Annotated in this window: 16 protein-coding genes; 11 read left to right on the top strand and 5 right to left on the bottom strand. The window is 50.9% G+C overall.

Annotated elements, in window-relative coordinates; translation table 11 throughout:
- Positions 1-35 precede the first annotated feature (35 nt).
- Positions 36-680, top strand: coding sequence for a hypothetical protein (locus CWE11_RS03680; protein ID WP_126776244.1), 645 nt, complete (start codon positions 36-38; stop codon positions 678-680).
- Positions 681-706: 26 nt separating this feature from the next.
- On the opposite strand, the gene CWE11_RS03675 is transcribed toward CWE11_RS03680, so the two are convergent.
- Positions 707-1,165: a group II truncated hemoglobin gene (locus CWE11_RS03675; RefSeq protein ID WP_126776243.1), complete on the bottom strand. Its 459-nt coding sequence runs from the start codon at positions 1,163-1,165 to the stop codon at positions 707-709.
- 5 nt (positions 1,166-1,170) lie between these two features.
- On the opposite strand from CWE11_RS03675, the gene aroE reads away from it, so the two are divergent.
- The 3 genes from aroE (at position 1,171) to CWE11_RS03660 (ending at position 5,252) form a co-directional block, all read left to right on the top strand.
- Positions 1,171-2,055, top strand: a complete 885-nt coding sequence (aroE, locus tag CWE11_RS03670; RefSeq protein ID WP_126776242.1) for a shikimate dehydrogenase — start codon at positions 1,171-1,173, stop codon at positions 2,053-2,055.
- Entirely contained in the window at positions 2,052-3,977 is a 1,926-nt protein-coding gene (locus CWE11_RS03665; protein ID WP_126776241.1) for an SLC13 family permease, read from the top strand. The genes aroE and CWE11_RS03665 overlap by 4 nt, the downstream gene beginning before the upstream one ends.
- Before the next feature lie 72 nt (positions 3,978-4,049).
- Complete coding sequence (locus CWE11_RS03660; RefSeq protein ID WP_126776240.1) at positions 4,050-5,252, top strand: YdgA family protein; 1,203 nt, start codon at positions 4,050-4,052, stop codon at positions 5,250-5,252.
- Between the two features lie 52 nt (positions 5,253-5,304).
- Here CWE11_RS03660 and elbB read toward each other — a convergent pair whose 3' ends face one another.
- Positions 5,305-5,958, bottom strand: coding sequence for an isoprenoid biosynthesis glyoxalase ElbB (gene elbB / locus CWE11_RS03655; RefSeq protein WP_126776239.1), 654 nt, complete (start codon positions 5,956-5,958; stop codon positions 5,305-5,307).
- Positions 5,959-6,431: 473 nt separating this feature from the next.
- On the opposite strand from elbB, the gene polA reads away from it, so the two are divergent.
- Complete coding sequence (gene polA / locus CWE11_RS03650) at positions 6,432-9,233, top strand: DNA polymerase I (RefSeq protein ID WP_126776238.1); 2,802 nt, start codon at positions 6,432-6,434, stop codon at positions 9,231-9,233.
- A 204-nt stretch (positions 9,234-9,437) separates the two neighbouring features.
- On the opposite strand, the gene CWE11_RS03645 is transcribed toward polA, so the two are convergent.
- On the bottom strand, positions 9,438-10,079 hold the full coding sequence (locus tag CWE11_RS03645) for a c-type cytochrome (protein WP_126776237.1): 642 nt from the start codon (positions 10,077-10,079) through the stop codon (positions 9,438-9,440).
- A 200-nt stretch (positions 10,080-10,279) separates the two neighbouring features.
- Between CWE11_RS03645 and yihA the strand changes: the two genes are divergently transcribed.
- Together yihA and CWE11_RS03635 are read left to right on the top strand one after the other, a co-directional pair.
- Positions 10,280-10,891, top strand: coding sequence for a ribosome biogenesis GTP-binding protein YihA/YsxC (gene yihA / locus CWE11_RS03640; protein ID WP_420808384.1), 612 nt, complete (start codon positions 10,280-10,282; stop codon positions 10,889-10,891).
- The gene (locus CWE11_RS03635; RefSeq protein WP_126776235.1) at positions 10,888-11,835 is read left to right on the top strand and encodes a DMT family transporter; all 948 of its coding nucleotides are present in this window, start codon (positions 10,888-10,890) and stop codon (positions 11,833-11,835) included. Before yihA ends, CWE11_RS03635 begins: the two co-directional genes overlap by 4 nt.
- Positions 11,836-11,924: 89 nt before the next feature.
- On the opposite strand, the gene CWE11_RS03630 is transcribed toward CWE11_RS03635, so the two are convergent.
- Positions 11,925-13,724: a DUF885 domain-containing protein gene (locus CWE11_RS03630; protein ID WP_126776234.1), complete on the bottom strand. Its 1,800-nt coding sequence runs from the start codon at positions 13,722-13,724 to the stop codon at positions 11,925-11,927.
- A gap of 847 nt (positions 13,725-14,571) precedes the next feature.
- On the opposite strand from CWE11_RS03630, the gene yihI reads away from it, so the two are divergent.
- Both yihI and CWE11_RS03620 read left to right on the top strand, forming a co-directional pair.
- Positions 14,572-15,069, top strand: a complete 498-nt coding sequence (yihI, locus tag CWE11_RS03625; protein WP_126776233.1) for a Der GTPase-activating protein YihI — start codon at positions 14,572-14,574, stop codon at positions 15,067-15,069.
- A 60-nt stretch (positions 15,070-15,129) separates the two neighbouring features.
- Positions 15,130-15,588: a DUF2489 domain-containing protein gene (locus CWE11_RS03620; protein ID WP_241971712.1), complete on the top strand. Its 459-nt coding sequence runs from the start codon at positions 15,130-15,132 to the stop codon at positions 15,586-15,588.
- Positions 15,589-15,638: 50 nt separating this feature from the next.
- Here CWE11_RS03620 and CWE11_RS03615 read toward each other — a convergent pair whose 3' ends face one another.
- On the bottom strand, positions 15,639-16,943 hold the full coding sequence (locus tag CWE11_RS03615; RefSeq protein WP_126776231.1) for a metal-dependent hydrolase family protein: 1,305 nt from the start codon (positions 16,941-16,943) through the stop codon (positions 15,639-15,641).
- Between the two features lie 120 nt (positions 16,944-17,063).
- On the opposite strand from CWE11_RS03615, the gene cysE reads away from it, so the two are divergent.
- Together cysE and cysK are read left to right on the top strand one after the other, a co-directional pair.
- Positions 17,064-17,960 carry a serine O-acetyltransferase gene (cysE, locus tag CWE11_RS03610; protein WP_338022160.1) on the top strand — a complete coding sequence of 299 codons (897 nt, stop codon included), beginning with the start codon at positions 17,064-17,066 and terminating at the stop codon, positions 17,958-17,960.
- Positions 17,960-18,955, top strand: a complete 996-nt coding sequence (gene cysK, locus CWE11_RS03605) for a cysteine synthase A (protein WP_198675577.1) — start codon at positions 17,960-17,962, stop codon at positions 18,953-18,955. Before cysE ends, cysK begins: the two co-directional genes overlap by 1 nt.
- The last annotated feature ends 15 nt before the right edge of the window (positions 18,956-18,970 follow it).

Below are 18,970 nucleotides of genomic sequence, written 5' to 3'. Positions count from 1 at the left end.
TTTTGCATAAAAAATAAACGAAGCAGAGGATACTCGTGGAAATCTTATTTCTTATCGTTGTTGCGGTTGTTGTGATCGCGATCATCGCGGTGCGAAAATCAAAAACAGAGGGTGCATCGGAGAGCAAACCAGTTGCACCTGCGGCAAAGGCAGCTAAACCGCCGAAGCAAGACACCAAGGTTTCTGCGCCACCAAGTCCAGAGCCCAGCGAAACAGAAAAGTCTGCAGCACGGCCGAAAGCAGAACCTGTCATCAAAGGCGAGAGTCAAACGGCTCCTTCGCCCTTAGCGGCTGACGTACCTCCTGAACTTGAACAATCCATTGCAGCGCTCGAACATGAAAAGGATCCAGTCGCTCGTCATCGCTTGTACCAAACCATCACGGAAGCAAGTTATAAGAATCGTGATGATGCAGCAACGCGTGCACTTTGCAAAGTCTATTCACAACGCCATGTGGATGAGTTTGGTGCAATCAGCAAACCACTGAAAAAGGCCAACGGTGGTAAGCTGCCGCACGTGGCGACGTTCCAAAATTACGCAAACTTGTTGGCGGAAGATGGTGAGTTTGATGGCGCGATCGCTGTGTGCGAAGCCGCTATTCGTTTTGGTTTAGACGATAAGACAAAAAGCGGATTTGCAGGGCGTAAAGCGCGCATTGAGAAGCAAAAAGCAAAAGCATAATCGGGCGTCGACACCGCTCTAATATCTTAGTCGGTATTGATCATATGATGCGCCAGTCGGGTAAACCGCTGGCGCAATTCATTTTTAAGCACCGGATCCGTAACCTGTTCGTCCAGCGTCTGATAAATACAATGGAGCCATTGGTCACGCATCGCGATATCAATTCGAAATGGCAGGTGCCGCGCCCGCAGCATAGGATGCCCATACTTCTCAACATAGCGTTGCGGGCCATCAAACCAGCCACTCAGAAAATCAAAAAACTTGTCTTCGCTTCCCGCTAATGCTTCAGGGTGGATCGAGCGGAGCGCATGCACTTCGGGATCCTCATCCATGATTTGATAGAAGCGATGCGCCATTGCGCGCACTCCCTGGTCACCTCCAAGTTGCGCATAAATTGATGAATTATCGGCAGGAAGGACTTGCGGATCGGGCGTTCTGTGGTCAGACTGAAACTTTTCGAGCCAGCGTTGGAAGAATCGGTTCATAAGGTATGAAATATTATCAATTGACGGTTTTTGGCGATCCGATAGCCCATAGTCGTTCGCCGCAAATTCATTCGGCGTTTGCTCAACAATGGCAGGCGTCTATGGTGGATCCCCAAGTTGGGATTCATTATACGCGGACTTTAGCATCCCGTGGAGAATTTCCGGAGCTGCTCAATGCCTTTCGAGCCCTCGGCGGAATGGGGGCGAATGTCACCGTTCCACTGAAGGAGTTAGCGTGGGAGCTTGCCACGACGAGAAGCCCTCAAGCAGAGCTTGCGGGAGCCGTGAACACCTTGGTGCGAACTGAGCAAGGCTGGCATGGCGAAAATACGGACGGAATTGGGCTCTATGTCGATTTATGTGATCTGCACGTTGCTTTGAAAGATGCCGATATTTTGTTGGTTGGTGCCGGCGGTGCGGCTCGGGGCGTCATTCCAGCACTATTAGCAGCCGAACCGCGAACTCTGGTCATCGCAAATCGAACGTTAGAGCGCGCGAAACGTCTCGCGGATGTATGGCAAAGCGAGCGGGCGAATCCCCGCCAAATTCCCGTGTCTGCATCATCCTTCAGTGACTTAGCCCAGAATGAAACGCCTTGGGCGGTAATCATCAATGCCACCTCCAGTGGCTTACAGGGCGAACGCCCGCCATTGCCGAATGCTATATTGCAGCACAGACCATTCTGTTATGACATGGTGTATGGCGCCGCTCCGACACCGTTTTTGCAGTGGGCGAGTGAGCAACAATGTCCGATTGCCGATGGCTTGGGCATGTTAGTCGGTCAAGCGGCCGAGAGTTTTTATTTATGGACAGGATTTCGCCCCGATCGCGCGACGGTCCTACATGACCTTAGAGCGTCAATCCGAGCGAACGAAAAGGATGCCCAATGACCTTACCGGAAATTAAGATCTTCACTGTGCTTTTGGTGACCATGGCACTCTTTATTTGGGGCAAATGGCGTCATGATGTCGTCGCACTGTTCGCGCTGATCGTGTGCATTCCGCTTGGACTTGTTTCCCCTGAAACTGCTTTTTATGGCTTTGGCCACCCGGCCGTCATCACCGTTGCAGCCGTTTTAGTGTTGAGTGCAAGTTTGCAGATTACTGGGGCGATTGATGTGGTCACCCACAAATTAACGCCATCCGGCGGCGGTGTCATTTCAACCATTGCTTCATTAACCGGACTTGCGGCCGTTCTTTCAGCATTTATGAACAACGTTGGGGCCATGGCCTTAATTATGCCCATAGCCATTCAACTTGCGAACAAAATTGGGATCCCACCGGGGCGGGTTTTGATGCCGGTCGCCTTTGGTTCGATTCTTGGGGGCATGACCACCTTGATCGGGACACCACCGAACTTGATTGTTTCGGGGATTCGGGCCGAGGCCCTGGGAGAGGGTTACCGAATGTTCGATTTTGCACCAGTTGGCGTATTGGTCGCGTTGGTGGGTGTCGTGTTTATTGCGATTGTGGGTTGGCGGCTCGTACCCAAACGTGAGCGCTCCGATGCAGAAGGTTTTGATATTGGAAAATACCTCACAGAAGTTCGTGTGATTGAGGGTGGGAAAGCAGAAGGACTCACGGTACGAGAGCTCGATGAAGCATTGCAGGAATCCGATGCGGAGATTATTGGCTTGGTTCGTGGAAAAATGAAAGTGGTCAACACCCGTGGATTTGAACGCCTGAGCAAAGGCGATCTACTGGTGATCAAAGCCGAACCGGAAACCCTGAGCCAAGCATTAAATGTACTTGGATTACGCTTAGTCGATAACGTCCGTCCGCCTGAGCTGGAGAAAGATGAGGATGAAGAGGATGTGCCCCCGCATGTGGATGAAGAGTTCGAAGAGCGACCGCCTTGGTTTGACCGAAAGGTAACGGCCTACGGCAAAAGTAGCATACGTACCAGCGTGACGAGCCGAGGGGATGCAGATTCTGTTCCTCGCGCTTCGGACAATAGCGAAGTTATCCTCGTCGAGATGGTCGTCATGCCGGACTCCAAGCTTATTAATAATACTGCTGCGGACTTACGTCTCCGGAGTCGAATGGGGATTAACCTGTTAGCTATTTCATATGAGGGGAGTCAGCGCGTTCGCCGTTTGCGCCGAACCAAAATTCAGTCAGGCAGCGTGCTACTGATGCAAGGAGATCCAGAAACACTGACGCAATTTGCCAGCGTCTTTGGGTGTGTTCCATTAGCGGAGCGAACGGTCCGAGTACCGTCCAAGAAACGCGCGATGTTTGCATCGGCCATTATGATTGGTGCGGTGGCTCTCGCAGCGTTTGGCGTCGCTCCGGCAGCCGTCACTTTTGTTGGGGGTGTCCTCATGATCATGATGCTGCGCGTGATTCCGCTGCGGCAGGTGTATGAGAGTATCGATTGGTCGGTTGTGGTGCTTCTTGCGGCCTTGATTCCGGTTGCGTTTGCCCTTGCCGAAACAGGCGCAGCGGATACCCTTGCAAGCTTTATTCTTGAGTACATGGCCCTCGGTAATGCGGTGGTCGCCTTGGTTGTAATTCTTGTCTTAACCATGTTCTTGTCTGATGTCATGAACAATGCCGCGACAGCAGCGGTTATGTGTCCAATTGCCCTGAGCTCGTCAGCGCAGCTTGGGGTCAACCCCGATGCTTATTTGATGGCCGTCGCGGTCGGTGCTTCATGTGCCTTCCTGACGCCCATCGGTCACCAAAATAACACCCTGATCCTCGGTCCGGGTGGATTTAAGTTTGGGGATTATTGGCGACTCGGTTTGCCGGTGGAAATTCTTGTGGTGGCTGTTGGAATCCCTGCGTTGTTGTTCTTCTGGCCGTTGTAAGCGTATGATAAGGCGATCGTTCGTCGGTATTGACCCACAAAAAGCAGGAATAGCGAAAGGAGAATAAAAATCATGAAAAAGGGAATCATCATTGCAGTATTGCTGCTCGTGGTGGGCGCCTACTTTGTTGGCACGGCTGTCACTCGTAATGCGACCGGCTCAATTATTGAAAATATAACAGAGCGCATGGCGGAAGAAAGTGGCTATGACGTTGATATTCAATGGCTTGATAACGGCTTTTTCAGAGGCAACCTTCAGGTTACCGCGACCATGCAATTCGATGAGTCTGAACTTACATTCCAAGAAGCAATGAAACTGCGCTACGGATTTTTGCGCACCCGTGTGACCGGAGAGGCCAACATTTTGTTGGATGGAGAATCGCTATCAGAGCAGCTTTTTGATGGGAAGATCACCTCGAAAGGCTTGGCATCCATGCAGGGTTATTCTACGGAGTATCGCTTTCCAGCAATTAGTTCGGAGCATTTTGGCCGTCTTCTTTTAAGCGCCCCTCCATTTACCGTGAAGATGGTCTTCACCGATAGCGCGATGCATTACGAGTTAGATAGTGAAGGCGTCACGTTGACGATGCCTGACTCTGAAGAGGAGATTCAGGTTGAAGGAATTCGCATCGCGTCTCAATCAGTTTTAGCAGACAACCAGTTACGCCAGCAGCAAATGGAGTATCGGATTAACTCGGTTGTATCCACCGCTGCTGACGCCGCTTTTAGTATGCAAGACTCCGTGCTGACCAGTGATTTCTCCGTGGATCAGGACGTTGTGAACGGAACCCTGATGTATGAGCTTGGCAGCTTCCAATTTGGCGAGGTAGCCGGGTTCGCGGAACTGGGTTTGCGCTATGAAGATTTCAGTTTTTCAGCCCTTCAAGCATGGGGCGATTCAACGAATACCAATGACACGAGCGCTCAATCAGGAGCTCTTCGTTTACTCATGACGCAAGGTGAGCCGGTGCTGCATATTGATACCTTTGATTTGACTATCGAAGAGATTGGTCGAACACAAATGAATGGTTATCTTCGCTTTGATCGTCGAGGCCTCAATGATGAAGAAGTTGAGTTACTATTCGGTGAGAACTCGGATGATTTGATTCGCCATATTCGCGTCCATTTAAAGGTAGAGGAGCTGCCTTTGCTGGCAATGATGACCATGATGATGATTACCACCGATCCATTGCCTTGGACTTTCGATTTCCATGATGGTGAGCTATTACTGAACAACGAGGTCCTGAACCTCTCGGATTTCGGGCTCCCACAATAGTGCGGATGGCCTGAGTGTATGAAAAAGGAGCGCAGAGCGCTCCTTTTCTTGATTAGGTCATCGATACGACTCGCTTCACCAGCTTCTCAATGCCTTCTGCGGCTTCTGATATAGAGTTTGCCAGCATATAAGCCGGTGTGGTCACAACACGATTCGTCTCGTCAACCACAATATCATTGACCGCACAGTCCACATGTTCGGCGCCGAGTTTTGTGAGTGCCTCGGCCGTTCCCTTGTCATTGCCGATGGTCAGTTTGACGCCTTTTCCGTAAACAAACGGAAGGAGGGAGGGAGCGATGCACATGTAACCCACAGGCTTTTGGTTATTCGCAAAGGCTTTACAGAATTCAACCACCTTTTCATCCGCGGTCGCATCAGGTCCCTTCAGTGCAAAGTCGGAAAAATTCTTGGCAGCCCCAAATCCTCCGGGGACGATCAATGCGTCGAAGTCACGGATATCAAGATCTTGGATCGCTTTGATCTCGCCCCGAGCGAGGCGTGCTGACTCCGTGAGTACATTTCGTTTGCTGTTTGCATTGATATCTTGCGTCCGGTGATTGATCACGTGCATTTGTGCCTTATCCGGCGCAAAGCATTGATATTGAGCACCATTTCGTTCGATCGAGAGCAATGTGACGACGGTTTCATAGATCTCACTCCCGTCGAAAACTCCGCAACCACTTAATAAAACGGCAATTTTTTTCATTATGTCGCTCCTCGTCTAAATCGCGCATTCTTCAGATCAAAAAATGTTAAAAAAGATCACAATTTGATCTAGCGCTCGTTTCTGGTTGTGCTAATCTGTCTTCCTGATGTGGAAATAACGTACAAAACTTCAAAAAAGTTTTCACTATACGGCAACAGTCAGGCGCAGAAGTCAACCCGCCAGAAATTAATTTCCACATTCTCGGGTAGTACAAAAATAACAAAGAAAGTGATCCGGGTTCCGCTGTTTCGTCCCGTTAAATCAAACACTTACGCATTCTATGCTGCCATCTGATTTGTCAGATTCACGGCAGATTCCGCTATTTCTTCACAGAGTTATCCACAGGTTATTCGCCACGTTTGATGGCTTTTTGAGCAACGCCCGCAGCAATTTTTGAGCCGCCTGTCGCTTGATTCGTGCGTATGTGGCATCCTTACCGTTATTCGCAACGCTTTTGGAACAAGGTCTCGGTTATGGCAAGCATTCCAGCACAACCGTTTATTTTGGTAGATGGTTCTTCTTATCTCTTTCGTGCCTATTATGCCCCCCCTCATTTAACAAACTCGGCAGGGGAGCCGACCGGTGCAATCTACGGGGTGGTTAATATGCTCCGTAGTTTATTAAAGCAATACAATCCGACCCACATGGCGGTTATTTTTGATGCCAAAGGCGAGACCTTTCGCAACGACATGTATGCTGAGTACAAAGCCAACCGACCGCCGATGCCAGACGATTTACGGAGTCAAATCGAGCCTCTCCATCAAATAATCCGAGCATTGGGTTTGCCATTGATATCAATTGAAGGCGTTGAAGCCGATGATGTGATTGGTACTTTAGCGATGCAGGCCTCAGAAGAGGGGCGGACGACGCTGATTAGTACTGGTGATAAGGATATGGCGCAGCTGGTGAACGACCATGTCATCCTAATCAACACCATGACGAATACCGTATTGGATCATGATGCGGTGATTGAGAAATATGGGGTTCGCCCCGATCAAATGATTGATTTTCTCGCATTGATGGGCGATAGCTCAGACAATATTCCCGGCTTACCCGGTGTCGGTGAGAAAACGGCGCTCGCGATGCTTCAGGGCATGGGGAGTATTGATGCGATGTTAGAGGAGCCTGATAAGCTTGCCGAACTGAGTTTTCGCGGAGCCAAATCAATGCCCGATAAGATTCGCGAACATCGAGACATTCTGTTGCTATCGAAAGAGTTAGCGACCATCAAGCTTGATGTTGAGCTGGAGTTTAAACCAGAGCAATTGACCTTAAGCGAGCCCGATGATCAACGTCTCGCGGAATTGTACAAGGCCTGTGAATTCCGTCGGTGGCTCAGTGAACTGCTTGAGAAGGGCGAAAAATCGCCGGAGCATGGCGGTGACACGGATACTGCGGGTGGAACTGCAGACGACTCCGGTTCTTCAGGCGCCCTCGATCTCGGCGGCATCCGCCATGATGATTATGTGACCATTACCGACGAAGCGACACTCCATGAGTGGCTCGAAAAGCTTCGTTCGGCGCCTTATTATGCGGTCGATACTGAAACCACAAGCCTCGATTACATGCAGGCGGACCTCGTCGGGATTTCCTTTGCCGTTGCGCCTGGGGAAGCAGCCTATATTCCATTGATCCATCAGGATATGGAAGGCCCTAAACAGCTTGACCGAGCTTGGGTTCTTGAGCAACTTAAGCCGTTGCTTGAGGATACGGAACCAAAAAAGATTGGGCAAAATCTCAAGTACGATCTCCACGTTTTAAGAACGCAAGGCATCCATTTACGGGGAATTTTGAATGACACCATGTTGAATTCCTATGTGCTCAATAGCACAGGATCCCGCCACGACATGGACACCCTTTCATTACAGTACCTTGGCCATAAGCCGATTTCGTTTGAGGAGATTGCTGGCAAAGGCGCGAAGCAAAAACGCTTTGATGAGATCCCTATCGCCGAAGCAGCGCGCTACGCAGCTGAGGATGCCGACGTCACGCTACAGTTGCATGAAGTGCTCTGGCCCAAGGTACAGAAAGAGGGCAAGTTACCCGAGGTACTGCGCCAGCTAGAGCTTCCTCTATTGCCCGTTCTCGCGATGATGGAGCGTCGCGGCGTGTTGATTGATCCTGCGTTATTGAATGCCCAGAGTGAGACGATTCGTAAGGAATTGGCGACGATCGAAAAGCAGGCCTACGATATCGCCGGGCAGCCGTTTAACTTGAACTCGACGAAGCAGCTACAGACCATCTTATTCGAGGATCTTGGACTGCCCGTCACGAAAAAAACGCCAAAAGGTGCGCCATCGACTGCGGAAGAAGTGCTACAAGAGCTTGCGCTCGATTATCCGTTGCCGGATCTTATTTTGCGTCATCGTGGTTTAGCGAAACTCAAATCGACGTACACCGACAAGTTGCCACGCATGATCAACAGCGAGACCGGAAGGATTCATACTTCGTATCATCAAGCAGTGACTGCAACAGGGCGTCTGTCATCGACCGATCCGAATTTGCAAAATATTCCCATCCGAAATGAAGCCGGCCGACGCGTTCGGAAGGCATTTATTGCGCCGAAAGGCTATCGTGTGGTCGCGATTGATTACAGTCAAATCGAATTGCGAATCATGGCGCATCTGTCTCAGTCAAAGGGCTTACTCGAAGCGTTCGCGCGGGGACGCGATATTCATAAGGCAACCGCCGCAGAAGTTTTTGGGGTGTCCCTGGAGCAGGTTTCCAGTGAGCAACGACGCAGTGCAAAAGCGGTAAACTTCGGCTTGATCTACGGCATGTCGGCGTTTGGCCTGTCACGACAACTTGGAATTCCGCAAAAAGACGCACAGCATTATATGAATGTGTATTTTGAGCGCTTCCCGGGGGTGCAAGATTATATGGAGCGGACCCGGAAGCAGGCCTCTGCGCAAGGTTACGTAGAGACCATCTTTGGACGTCGCCTGTATTTGCCGGAAATTAATGCGCGTAATGTACCGCGCCGCAAAGCAGCGGAGCGTGCTGCGATTAATGCACCAATGCAAGGCTCTGCGGCTGACATCATGAAGAAGGCCATGCTGGATGTCGCGGCATGGTTGGACAATCCAGAAAATCGTGAAGAAGGGGATGTGTTCATGACCATGCAAGTTCACGATGAATTGGTGTTCGAAATCCGCGAATCAAAAGTTGATCACTATGTGAAAGCGCTTGTTGAGGTCATGGAGCAGGCGGTCAAAATTGATGTGCCGCTGATCGCGGAAGCAGGGGTGGGCGATAACTGGGATGAAGCCCATTGATAATTGACGAAATTTTAACCGAACTTTTTTGTAAAGGGAGACTCTGACTTAGTGAGCGCAATGCGCTCTCTCCTAAGATGTTTTCCCTGGACATCACTTTTGCCCCGGCTTTTGCCGGGGCTTTTTATGCATGCGTGATTGTTTCAACCATAAAAAAACCCGGCGAAAGCCGGGTTCTTTGTTGCAGCCTTAGCGCCTGCTGCGTTAGTACAATCCGCGGATAAACTGCGAAAGTACTTCGATGTCGCGATCGGTCAGCTTGACTGCGATATCCCGCATCATGCCGTTTGGATCGTTCGCACGTTCACCTGAGCGGAACGCTTCGAGTTGCGCGCGCGTGTATTCTGGATGCTGGCCACTGACTAATGGGAAGGTCGCCAGACTCATACCAAGACCGCTTGGACCATGGCATGCTGCACACGCCGTAATTCCGCGATCAACATCGCCACCAAGCCACAGCCGACGGCCTTCTTCGATGACGTCCTCTGGTGTGCTACCCACTTCGTGTTCTTGTGCCGCGTAAAATGCCGCCAAGTCATAAATGTCTTGTGCGCTCAAATTTCGGACTTGGTCTGCCATCAACATGTGGTAGCGCCCGCGCTCACCATCGGTCTCATTGCCGAGTTGATAGTCTTTTAATTGCTTTACAAGGTACTTTTTGCCTTGCCCAGCGATGTTCGGGAAATCACCCGACGGGCTGTTTCCGGTCGGACCGTGACAAGCCGCACAGACGGCTGCTTTTTCTTGTCCGGCTTCAGCATCGCCCACCAGGCGATCAGACTCAGACGCGAACGCTGCGCCACTGGCGAACAACACAAAACCACATAGAATCGCGAGTTTTTTCATGATCTCTCTTCTCTAGTCTTCGGTTGGGCTTAGCTGCCCGGAAAATTTTGGCTGAGAATATTAAAAATTTCAGACGCTATTTTACACGATTCTGCGCGTGATGAAACGTCTGAATGCAGGATCTGTGTTTGGAGATCGGGCATAGATCCGTCATAATGTGCGTCCTTTTTGTGTAATCGAGGCTTAGTGTGAGTCAGGATATCTTGAATTTTCAAAATGCGCGGTTCGTGACGAGCGCACCCGACATTCGTCATCTCTCTGCTGATGAGGGAATGGAGGTCGCATTCGCGGGGCGTTCAAATGCCGGAAAATCCAGCGCCCTCAACGTACTGACTCGGCAAAAAAGCCTCGCACGTACCAGTAAAACGCCCGGTCGCACGCAACAGATCAACGTGTTCGCGCTAGACGAAAAACGTCGTCTTATTGATTTGCCCGGATACGGGTTTGCCAAGGTTCCGCTTGAAATGAAGCTCAAGTGGCAGCAGGCGCTCTCGGAATATTTGCAAGCACGCAAATGTTTACGTGGCCTTGTGGTATTGATGGATATTCGGCACCCGCTGAAAGATTTGGATCAAGAATTGATTCATTGGGCGGTTGCGAGTGATCTCCCGGTGCTCGTTGTTTTGACGAAAGCAGACAAATTGAAGAGCGGCGTACGCAAAGCAACCCTGATGAAGGTCCAAGAAGCGATCCCAGGCTTCGGTGGCGACGTATCTGTCATTACTTTCTCTTCTCTTAACAAAAGCGGTCTCGCTGATATGGAGCATGTGCTCTTTCAATGGTTTGAGGCGACCGCACCGGAGCGTTCATGAATCAAGCCCATCCACTGAGCTCGTGGGCGAAACTCTTTTTGCTCGCACTTGTGTGGGGCAGTTCGTTTTGGCTCATTAAAACCGGATTACAAACGTTCACTCCAACGGAAGTTGCCGCCTTGCGCTTAGCTGCTGCGGCCGCTTGTTTAGCGCCATTCGCCCTCGTTCGAATTCGTCGTGTGCGCAAGCATCAATGGCCTGTGCTGCTCTCGGTTGGAATGACCGGTAGTTTATTACCTGCATTCCTATTTGCCTTGGCGCAAACGCAAATTGATAGCGGTGTAACGGGCGCTTTGAATGCGTTGACACCGTTGTTCACCCTGATTATTGGTGCGCTGATTTTCCGCCAAGTCGTGACCGGCCCAACGGTCGTAGGTCTCTTCGTTGGGTTCTTTGGAACCTTGTTGCTTGTGCTAATGAATGCGTCTGGAGAGCTCGCCTTGAATGGCTATGCTTTGTTTGTTGTGATTGCGACCGTCTGTTACGGCGCGAACGTCAACTTAATTCGGACATTTTTGCCGGACCAAAGTCCGCTCACTATTACCGGTGTTTCACTTTTGATGGTCTTGCCGGTTGCTTGCTTGTATCTCCTCGGGCCTGCGGAGATCATGCCAAAACTTACCGATGCGCAAGCATGGGGTTCACTGGTTGCTGTGATTATTCTTGGGGTGGTCGGTACTGCTTTGGCCCTCATTTTATTTAATCATCTTGTGCAGGTTGCGAGTACTGTGTTTGCCAGCTCGGTGACGTATTTGATCCCGGTCGTCGCAATGACGCTTGGCGTTTTGGATGGCGAAATGATTGGGGTTTGGCAAATTACCGGAATGGGACTGATTCTATTGGGTGTCTGGCTCGCGAATCGGAAGACACTCGCAACCGCGGGAGTGACGCCGGTCGCGAGTGAGCCGGGACAACAACCTGGACAGGAAAGAACAGTTAAGTAACGGCTTCTGAATCAGAAATGAAAAAGGTCGGCATGCAGATGCCGACCTTTTTTATTGCGCTTCGTCGCTTGCTTTACCTTAAGCCGGCGTTACGCATCTTCAAGTTCTTGACGTTTGCGCTCGATGTAAGCACGAACTTGCTGCTCAAGGGTCGCAAGAGGAACACTGCCGTTGCGCAACACCTCGTCGTGGAATTCACGAACGTCGAAGTGGCGACCGTGCGCTTCTTCTGCCTCAGCTCGCAACTGCTGGATGGTGAGTAGACCTAGTTTGTAAGACAAGGCTTGCCCAGGCCAGCTGATGTAACGGTCAATTTCAGTATTGACGTTGTGCAATGAAAGTGCCGTGTTGCTCCCGAGGAATTCAACCGCCTCGTCGCGGCTCCATCCAAGCGCATGCATGCCGGTATCTACGACCAGACGCGCCGCACGCCACATTGCGTAGGTCAAGCGACCAAAGTTACTGTAGGGGTCTTGGTAGAATCCGGTCTCAAGTCCAAGATACTCCGCATAGAGACCCCAGCCTTCACCGAAGGCAGAAATGTATGTGAATTGGCGGTACGCAGGGACGTTTTCCATTTCCATGGCCAAAGCGATTTGGAAATGGTGACCCGGAACACCCTCATGCAATGTTAATGCTTCAAGCTCGTAGAGCGGACGCGTTTCGACCGCATAGGTGTTTACCCAGTAGTACCCAGGCTGATCGTCTCCGCTGGGGCGAACATAGCGCCCTTGCGTGTAATTCGGCGCAATCTCGGCTGGAACAGGAGCAACGCCGTATGGTGTGCGTGGCATCCGGTAGAACAAACGCGGCAATACCGCATCGGCTTGCTTGGCTATCCATGCGGCTTCGCGCAGTAATTCATCGGCGGAATCTGTGTAGAATTGGGGATCGGTTCGTAAAAAGTGAATAAACTCTGCGAATGTTCCTTCAAAGCCGACTTGCTCAATGACCGCTTCCATCTCGGCACGAATCAACGCAACCTGCTCGAGACCAATTTGGTGAATCTCTTCTGGGCTTAAATCGAGCGTGGTGTAGTGTTTCACACGGTTGGCATAGAAGGCTTCACCATTTGGCAGATTGTGTGCTGCAATATCGGTGCGTGCGTTCGGGATATATTCTTCCACTAAGAAATCGTGAAAATCCATCAGGGCCGTGTTGACGACTGTGGCAATGACCGTTTGCAATTCAATTTCAAACGCTCTGGCTTGTTCGTCGCTTAAATTGCGCTGTGCGTGCACCATGGGACGGTAAAACACACTCTCGCTCGGATCTTGGGTTACATAGGCTTCTACGCCTTGCGGGAAGGTGCGCAAAACCACCTGTGGTTGCGTGATTCCCCGTGCCACGCCTTCACGCATGTACGCTGTTTGCTGCCCAAGCCAGGTCGGGATATCGCGCAGGACCGCTAGGTAAGTTTGTGCGTCTTGCTCGTTCTGAATGCGGAACATGTCACCGAGCCGTGCAATGGCATTATGTGGACCGGTTTCGTTCGTGAGCGGCATTAAATGCATATTGTGCTCAATGCGCGAAATTTGGTTGCGCAATGCGTACAAAATCATGTCGCGATTAATCTGGTTCTCTTCGCTCAATTGACTCGGAGCAATTGCGGTAATTTGTGCGTAGTATGCTTTCCGCTGCTCGGTCGCTGCAGCGAGTGTATCGGGGCTGATATCGGCAAGTCGCGCTTCCGCGCCTGCAGTTCGTGCTCCTGGCGCTAGTAGGCCACTATTTTGCTGATTAAAAGCCCAGGCTTGATCGGCCAGGTCAGTAAACGCTTGATCTGCAGACGGAGCCGAGCGGGCTGATTCGGGTGCAGAGGTGGTCTGACAAGCAGCCAGGACCAAGAGAGCAGTAAGTGCTGTGCTCAACAGACTCAACTTACGCATGAAAAGTACCTCGAAGTTCTTGAAAGAGAAATTCATTCTGCTACGAACGCCCCAAGAATACTAGCCTGTAGCAGAGCCGTCGGAGGTGTTCTTGCAATAACAAATGTTATGTGTTTTGTTGTGTTTTATCGTCTTTTGTAATAAAAAATGATTTTATAGATCAATAAAGTTGTTGCGAATCTCGCTGAATCACGTAATCTAGGCTCCGTGATAAACAGAGTTACCGAGCAAAAGCCTTATAAATAAAGGCTCGCGAGGGGGAAGCGAGGAAACGTTGCGGGGAAATCTTACGTGTTAACAAATTGTTTCGCGCGAGAGAACAACGTGGACTCATGATTTTGGCGCGGTTTTCGAACCACTCATCGAAAACCCCAAAATCTTTTCAATAAAACAAGAAAGAAAACAAAAATAACAACAAACAATAATAAGAAACGCATCCGCGCTTTTTGAGGCGGAAACATTTTGGGAGAGGGCATTCGCGCGGGCCCGCACGCTGAGAAAGCGTCCAATGCGCGAAAAAATAGACTTTGACCGTTGTGAATAAGGGACCTAGAGAACTAGGTCGATAAAAAGAAACGGCCAAGCACAGGGAAGAAAAACAAAAAATAACGGACAATGCGACAATCGTTCTCGAAATCACCCTGGGGGGTGCAACGGGTTCATATCAAGGCGATGATTTTCATCGCCTTTTTTATTGCTTGATGTTGGCTCAACCCTCCGTTCGCTGTCCCACCTCAGGATACCTATTGATCTTCTAACCACTGCGCATGGCTCGTACCAACCCGCGGGATAGGCTAAAATAGACATTACATGTTCGTTGACTCAGTAATCTTGTGAAAGGACCGCTATGACGCGTCAGAAGAAAAGCCGTAAATCAGGCCCCCTTGCCCCTCGTAAAGTTGATCGCCTCTCGGTACCCAAAGTTGCAAGTACGCCTAAAAAGGCAAAAGGCAAAGGACGTCCAGCAGGAAGCCGCCTCGCTCCTGTAAAGCCAAAGGAAATATCCAATCAGAAAGTACCGGGTTCGACGGATCCGCGTCATGGGAGTAAAAAACCCATTCCTCTCGCAGTGTCAAAAGCAGCATTGACGCCCGCCGAGGCTTTTGCGGCCATTGAGGACGATGAAAAACTACAATCATTATTGGCGCGTATTGAAGATGGACAAGTCCTCAATAAAACGGATCAAGCTTACGTGGATAGCCAACTTGAGCGTTATCAAGCGTTGGCAGCCGAGCTAGGAATTGACCTTGAAGCAGAGGATGACGATCGCGAAGATGATGACGATTGGGAGTATGACACCTCGGATATGCTAGACGAGGATTTGCCCGACTTAGATAAGTCCTAACAGACGCAATACAAACGCTGTACGCCCTTTTTAGGGTTGCTAAGGAGTAGAACCTTGTTCATGTGGATTCTGATTATTTGTGCGATTGCGGTCGTGGCTGTGCTCAGTATTTATGCAGGGATGTTGCTGACGCGGTTGCGGGCGCAAACCAAAGCAACACGAGCGGCAGAGAGCAAACGCTTGAATTACGTGCACGAGAGTATTGAGACGATCGCGAAAGCGATGCAACAAGAACAATGCCCTCTATCCGAAGGGTGCATTCGAATCGCCGTGTTGCTCGATAACCTTCCAGATGCTGACACAGCCAATTATGCAATGCGTTGGCCGTCGATTCATGCGATGTACGATCGCATCAAACACATGCCCACGCACGAGGCGCGCAAGGAATATCCGAAAAAAGAGATTCGTAAGATGGATCGCGAGCGTGAAGGCTATGAAGTGGAAATGGAAGCCGGTATTCAAACCGATGTGCAAACGATATTGGTGTGGGTACGCGAGCAACGATCGGCTGCACAATAAAATACGAAGCGCCCCACCTTCACAGGTAGGGCGCTTTTCTCTGAATACCTTCAGGGCTGTTTATAAATTATCCCATCTTTCATGACAAAGTGAATGTCGTGAAGTAAAGCAATGTTGTCGAGAGGATTCCCCTCTACCGCCACGATATCCGCTAATTTTCCGACCTCAATTGTTCCTAGTCGATCCGCTTGTCCTAATAGGATAGATGCGTGGTAAGTCGCTGAACGAATGGCTTCAATCGGAGGCATGCCCGCTTCGACCATGTAAACAAACTCTCGCGCATTCTCGCCATGGTCATAGACACTCGCATCGGTGCCAAAGGCAATCTTCACGCCTGCGGCATAAGCACGGCTAAAGGTGTTTTGAATCAAGGGACCAATAGCGCGTGCTTTTGGGCGGACCTGCGCTGGGAAGTAACCTTCGATCTCTGCACGCTCGGCGACTGATTTTCCGGCGGTAATGGTCGGCACATAGTAAGTGCCATATTCCTTCATCAGTGCAAAGACTTCGTCATCCATATAGGTGCCATGCTCAATCGAATCGACACCTGCCTTGATTGCGCGCACCATTCCGTCCTTACCATGGGCATGAACGGCAACCTTCATGCCGTAATCGCGAGCGGCGGCGACAATAGCGGCCAACTCGTCATCCATAAACTGCGGATTGTCCCCACTATCAGCCAGACTCAGGACGCCTCCGGTGGCCGTTAGCTTGATGACGTTGGCGCCTTCTTGATAACGCGCGCGCACCGCTTGTCGGGCTTCATAGGGGCCATTCAGCACGCCGTCGGCTGGACTGGGAGTATCCACCAGTCCTCGACGGTATCCATTGGTTGGGTCTGCATGCCCCCCCGTGGTGGCAAGCGATTTCCCGGAGGTGAAAATACGCGGGCCATCTACTAAGCCGTTGTTGATTGCATTTCGCAGCGCAATACTGACACCAAAGGAATCACCCAGATCGCGGACGGTTGTAAAACCTGCTTGCAAGGTGATATTGGCAAAATGTTGACCACGATACGCGATATCCGCTTCATTGAGTGTAAAGCGATGCATGTAGGAGCCGGGTTCGAGTTGCGACGTGATATGCGTGTGCATGTCGATAAAACCGGGCATGACAGTCGCGTGACGCATATCAACAACCGTATCGCCTTCGCTGGCTTGTGAAAATCCGCGCTCAATGGCAACGATTTCATTTCCATCAATACGAATGGTGACGTTTTGTTGTGGGTTATTACTGGTGCCATCAATAAGACGCCCAGCATGAATCAGGGTGGCGGCTTCGGCTGTGACCGAGGTGGCAAGGAAACTTGCGCTCAAGGTGGCTCCAGCAAGCAGGGCGAAGATTGTTTTTTTCATTGGAACTCCGGCGGCTTGTATCAGCGTTTTCACTGGTTTTTTTGCTAAGGTTTAGGCTGTAAGTCCGTATGCTGCGTATATCATTCCCAGCCTTGGCTTCACCGAGGCCCTTGATAAACGATATACTTACCACAAAGTAGCATATTTCGAGCGGCTCGACAGACGCCTTGCCGCAAAACATCATCTGCTGAGCGAGAGTGTTCTATGTTATTTCGCGGAATCCGTGAAGATATTGCCAGCGTGTACGAACGTGACCCTGCGGCTCGTCATTTCTTTGAAGTGTTGACCAATTATCCGGGGCTCCACGCGATTTGGATTCATCGGTTCAGTCATTGTCTTTGGCAGTGGCGCTTGAAGTGGCTTGCCCGCTGGATTTCGACCATCGCGCGATGGCTTACCGGAGTGGAAATCCATCCCGGCGCGAAAATTGGACGGCGTTTCTTTATCGATCACGGTATGGGTGTGGTGATCGGAGAAACCGCTGAAATCGGCGATGACTGTACGCTCTATCATGGCGTTACGCTAGGCGGAACAAGTTGGAAGGCCGGGAAGCGTCATCCAACGCTTGCCAATGGTGTGGTGATTGGTGCTGGCGCGAAGGTTCTTGGGCCGCTGCAAATTGGTGAGCATGCGCGAATCGGTTCGAATGCGGTTGTGGTGAAAGATGTTCCCGCTGGCGCGACCGTGGTAGGGATTCCTGGCCGTATCGTCGCCACAAGTTCCGTCAAAGCTGCGGCCGATAAAGACGGCAAGCGCGAGGCCATCGCCCGCAAATATGGATTTGATGCTTACGCGGTTTCGGCAGATAACCCCGACCCCGTCGCAACTTCCATGGGCCGAATGCTCGACCATATGTATATTTTGGACGAGCGGGTTGCAGAAATGTGCAATGCCATCAATCGAATGGGTGGTAATGTTTGCAGCGAACTGCCAAAAATTGAGCTGGAAGACGAAGAAGTGCTCGCGGAGAAGGACAAGGCCGAAAAAGCGCGGAGTCAAATGGAATCGGAGGAGTAATGCAAGAATCGCCACAAATCCCAACGGTTTTTTCTGATGTTGCCGAGAGCATTGGCTACACGCCACTGGTAAAGCTTAATCGCGTGCTTCCGGCTGGGCTCCAGGCAAACATCTATGCAAAACTCGAAAGTCGAAATCCCGCGGGAAGCGTGAAGGACCGTCTGGGATATGGCCTGATTGCCGATGCGGAGGCCAAAGGTCTGATTCGGCCCGGTAAAGTCCTTCTGGAATCAACATCAGGAAATACCGGGATTGCCTTGGCATCGGTGGCGGCGAGTAAAGGAATTCCGGTGACATTGGTGATGCCGCGATCCGCAAGTCTCGAGCGACGCAAGTTGATGAAAGCCCTTGGTGCAGAGCTCGTGCTGACGCCGGCAGAAAACGGCATGAAGGGCGCGCTAGCGAAAGTTGCAGAGATGATGGAGGCGGAGCCCGACAAATATATCTACGTTCGGCAATTCGAAAACCCTGCAAATCCAGCGATTCATGAGCAGACAACCGGTCCGGAGATTGATCATAGCTTACGGGGAAAAATTGCCGCCTTTGTTGCTGGGGTTGGCACCGGCGGAACCTTGACCGGCGTCGGCCGATACTTTCAGAAAGTCGGCAAAGCGGTGGATTGTTGGGCGGTCGAAGCAGCTGATAGCCCTTTGATTAGCCAAACCTTGGCAGGCGCGGAATTGACGCATGTGCCTCATAAAATCCAGGGAATTAGTGCCGGATTTGTGCCTGCAAACCTCGATCTCAGTTTATTAGCGGGTACCCAGCAAGTCACCAATGAAGACGCTTATGCCATGGCGTTGCGGCTGTGTCGTGAAGAAGGGATTCTAGCGGGGATTTCTTCCGGTGCAGCAGTTGTGGCTGCGATCCGCATTGCGCAGCTCCCGAATTATGCGGGCAAGAACATTGTGGTGGTTTTGCCAAGTTCCGCTGAGCGTTACTTGAGTACTCCGTTGTTTAAGGAGTTATTTACCGAGCAGGAGCTCGAGCCTTAGGCACCTCACCTCACG

The sequence above is a fragment of the Aliidiomarina sanyensis genome (assembly GCF_003987175.1).
GTDB classification, from domain to species: domain Bacteria; phylum Pseudomonadota; class Gammaproteobacteria; order Enterobacterales; family Alteromonadaceae; genus Aliidiomarina; species Aliidiomarina sanyensis.
The sequence above is the reverse complement of the archived record's forward strand: the minus strand, read 5'-3'. Positions and strand labels throughout refer to the sequence as shown.

Bases quoted from the DNA above. Each gene is read 5' to 3' on its own strand.
- CWE11_RS03675 (WP_126776243.1), bottom strand. From the start codon at position 1,165: ATGAACCGATTCTTCCAACGCTGGCTCGAAAAGTTTCAGTCTGACCAC.
- aroE (WP_126776242.1), top strand. From the start codon at position 1,171: ATGAAATATTATCAATTGACGGTTTTTGGCGATCCGATAGCCCATAGT.
- CWE11_RS03665 (WP_126776241.1), top strand. From the start codon at position 2,052: ATGACCTTACCGGAAATTAAGATCTTCACTGTGCTTTTGGTGACCATG.
- CWE11_RS03660 (WP_126776240.1), top strand. From the start codon at position 4,050: ATGAAAAAGGGAATCATCATTGCAGTATTGCTGCTCGTGGTGGGCGCC.
- elbB (WP_126776239.1), bottom strand. From the start codon at position 5,958: ATGAAAAAAATTGCCGTTTTATTAAGTGGTTGCGGAGTTTTCGACGGG.
- polA (WP_126776238.1), top strand. From the start codon at position 6,432: ATGGCAAGCATTCCAGCACAACCGTTTATTTTGGTAGATGGTTCTTCT.
- CWE11_RS03645 (WP_126776237.1), bottom strand. From the start codon at position 10,079: ATGAAAAAACTCGCGATTCTATGTGGTTTTGTGTTGTTCGCCAGTGGC.
- CWE11_RS03635 (WP_126776235.1), top strand. From the start codon at position 10,888: ATGAATCAAGCCCATCCACTGAGCTCGTGGGCGAAACTCTTTTTGCTC.
- CWE11_RS03630 (WP_126776234.1), bottom strand. From the start codon at position 13,724: ATGCGTAAGTTGAGTCTGTTGAGCACAGCACTTACTGCTCTCTTGGTC.
- yihI (WP_126776233.1), top strand. From the start codon at position 14,572: ATGACGCGTCAGAAGAAAAGCCGTAAATCAGGCCCCCTTGCCCCTCGT.
- CWE11_RS03620 (WP_241971712.1), top strand. From the start codon at position 15,130: ATGTGGATTCTGATTATTTGTGCGATTGCGGTCGTGGCTGTGCTCAGT.
- CWE11_RS03615 (WP_126776231.1), bottom strand. From the start codon at position 16,943: ATGAAAAAAACAATCTTCGCCCTGCTTGCTGGAGCCACCTTGAGCGCA.
- cysK (WP_198675577.1), top strand. From the start codon at position 17,960: ATGCAAGAATCGCCACAAATCCCAACGGTTTTTTCTGATGTTGCCGAG.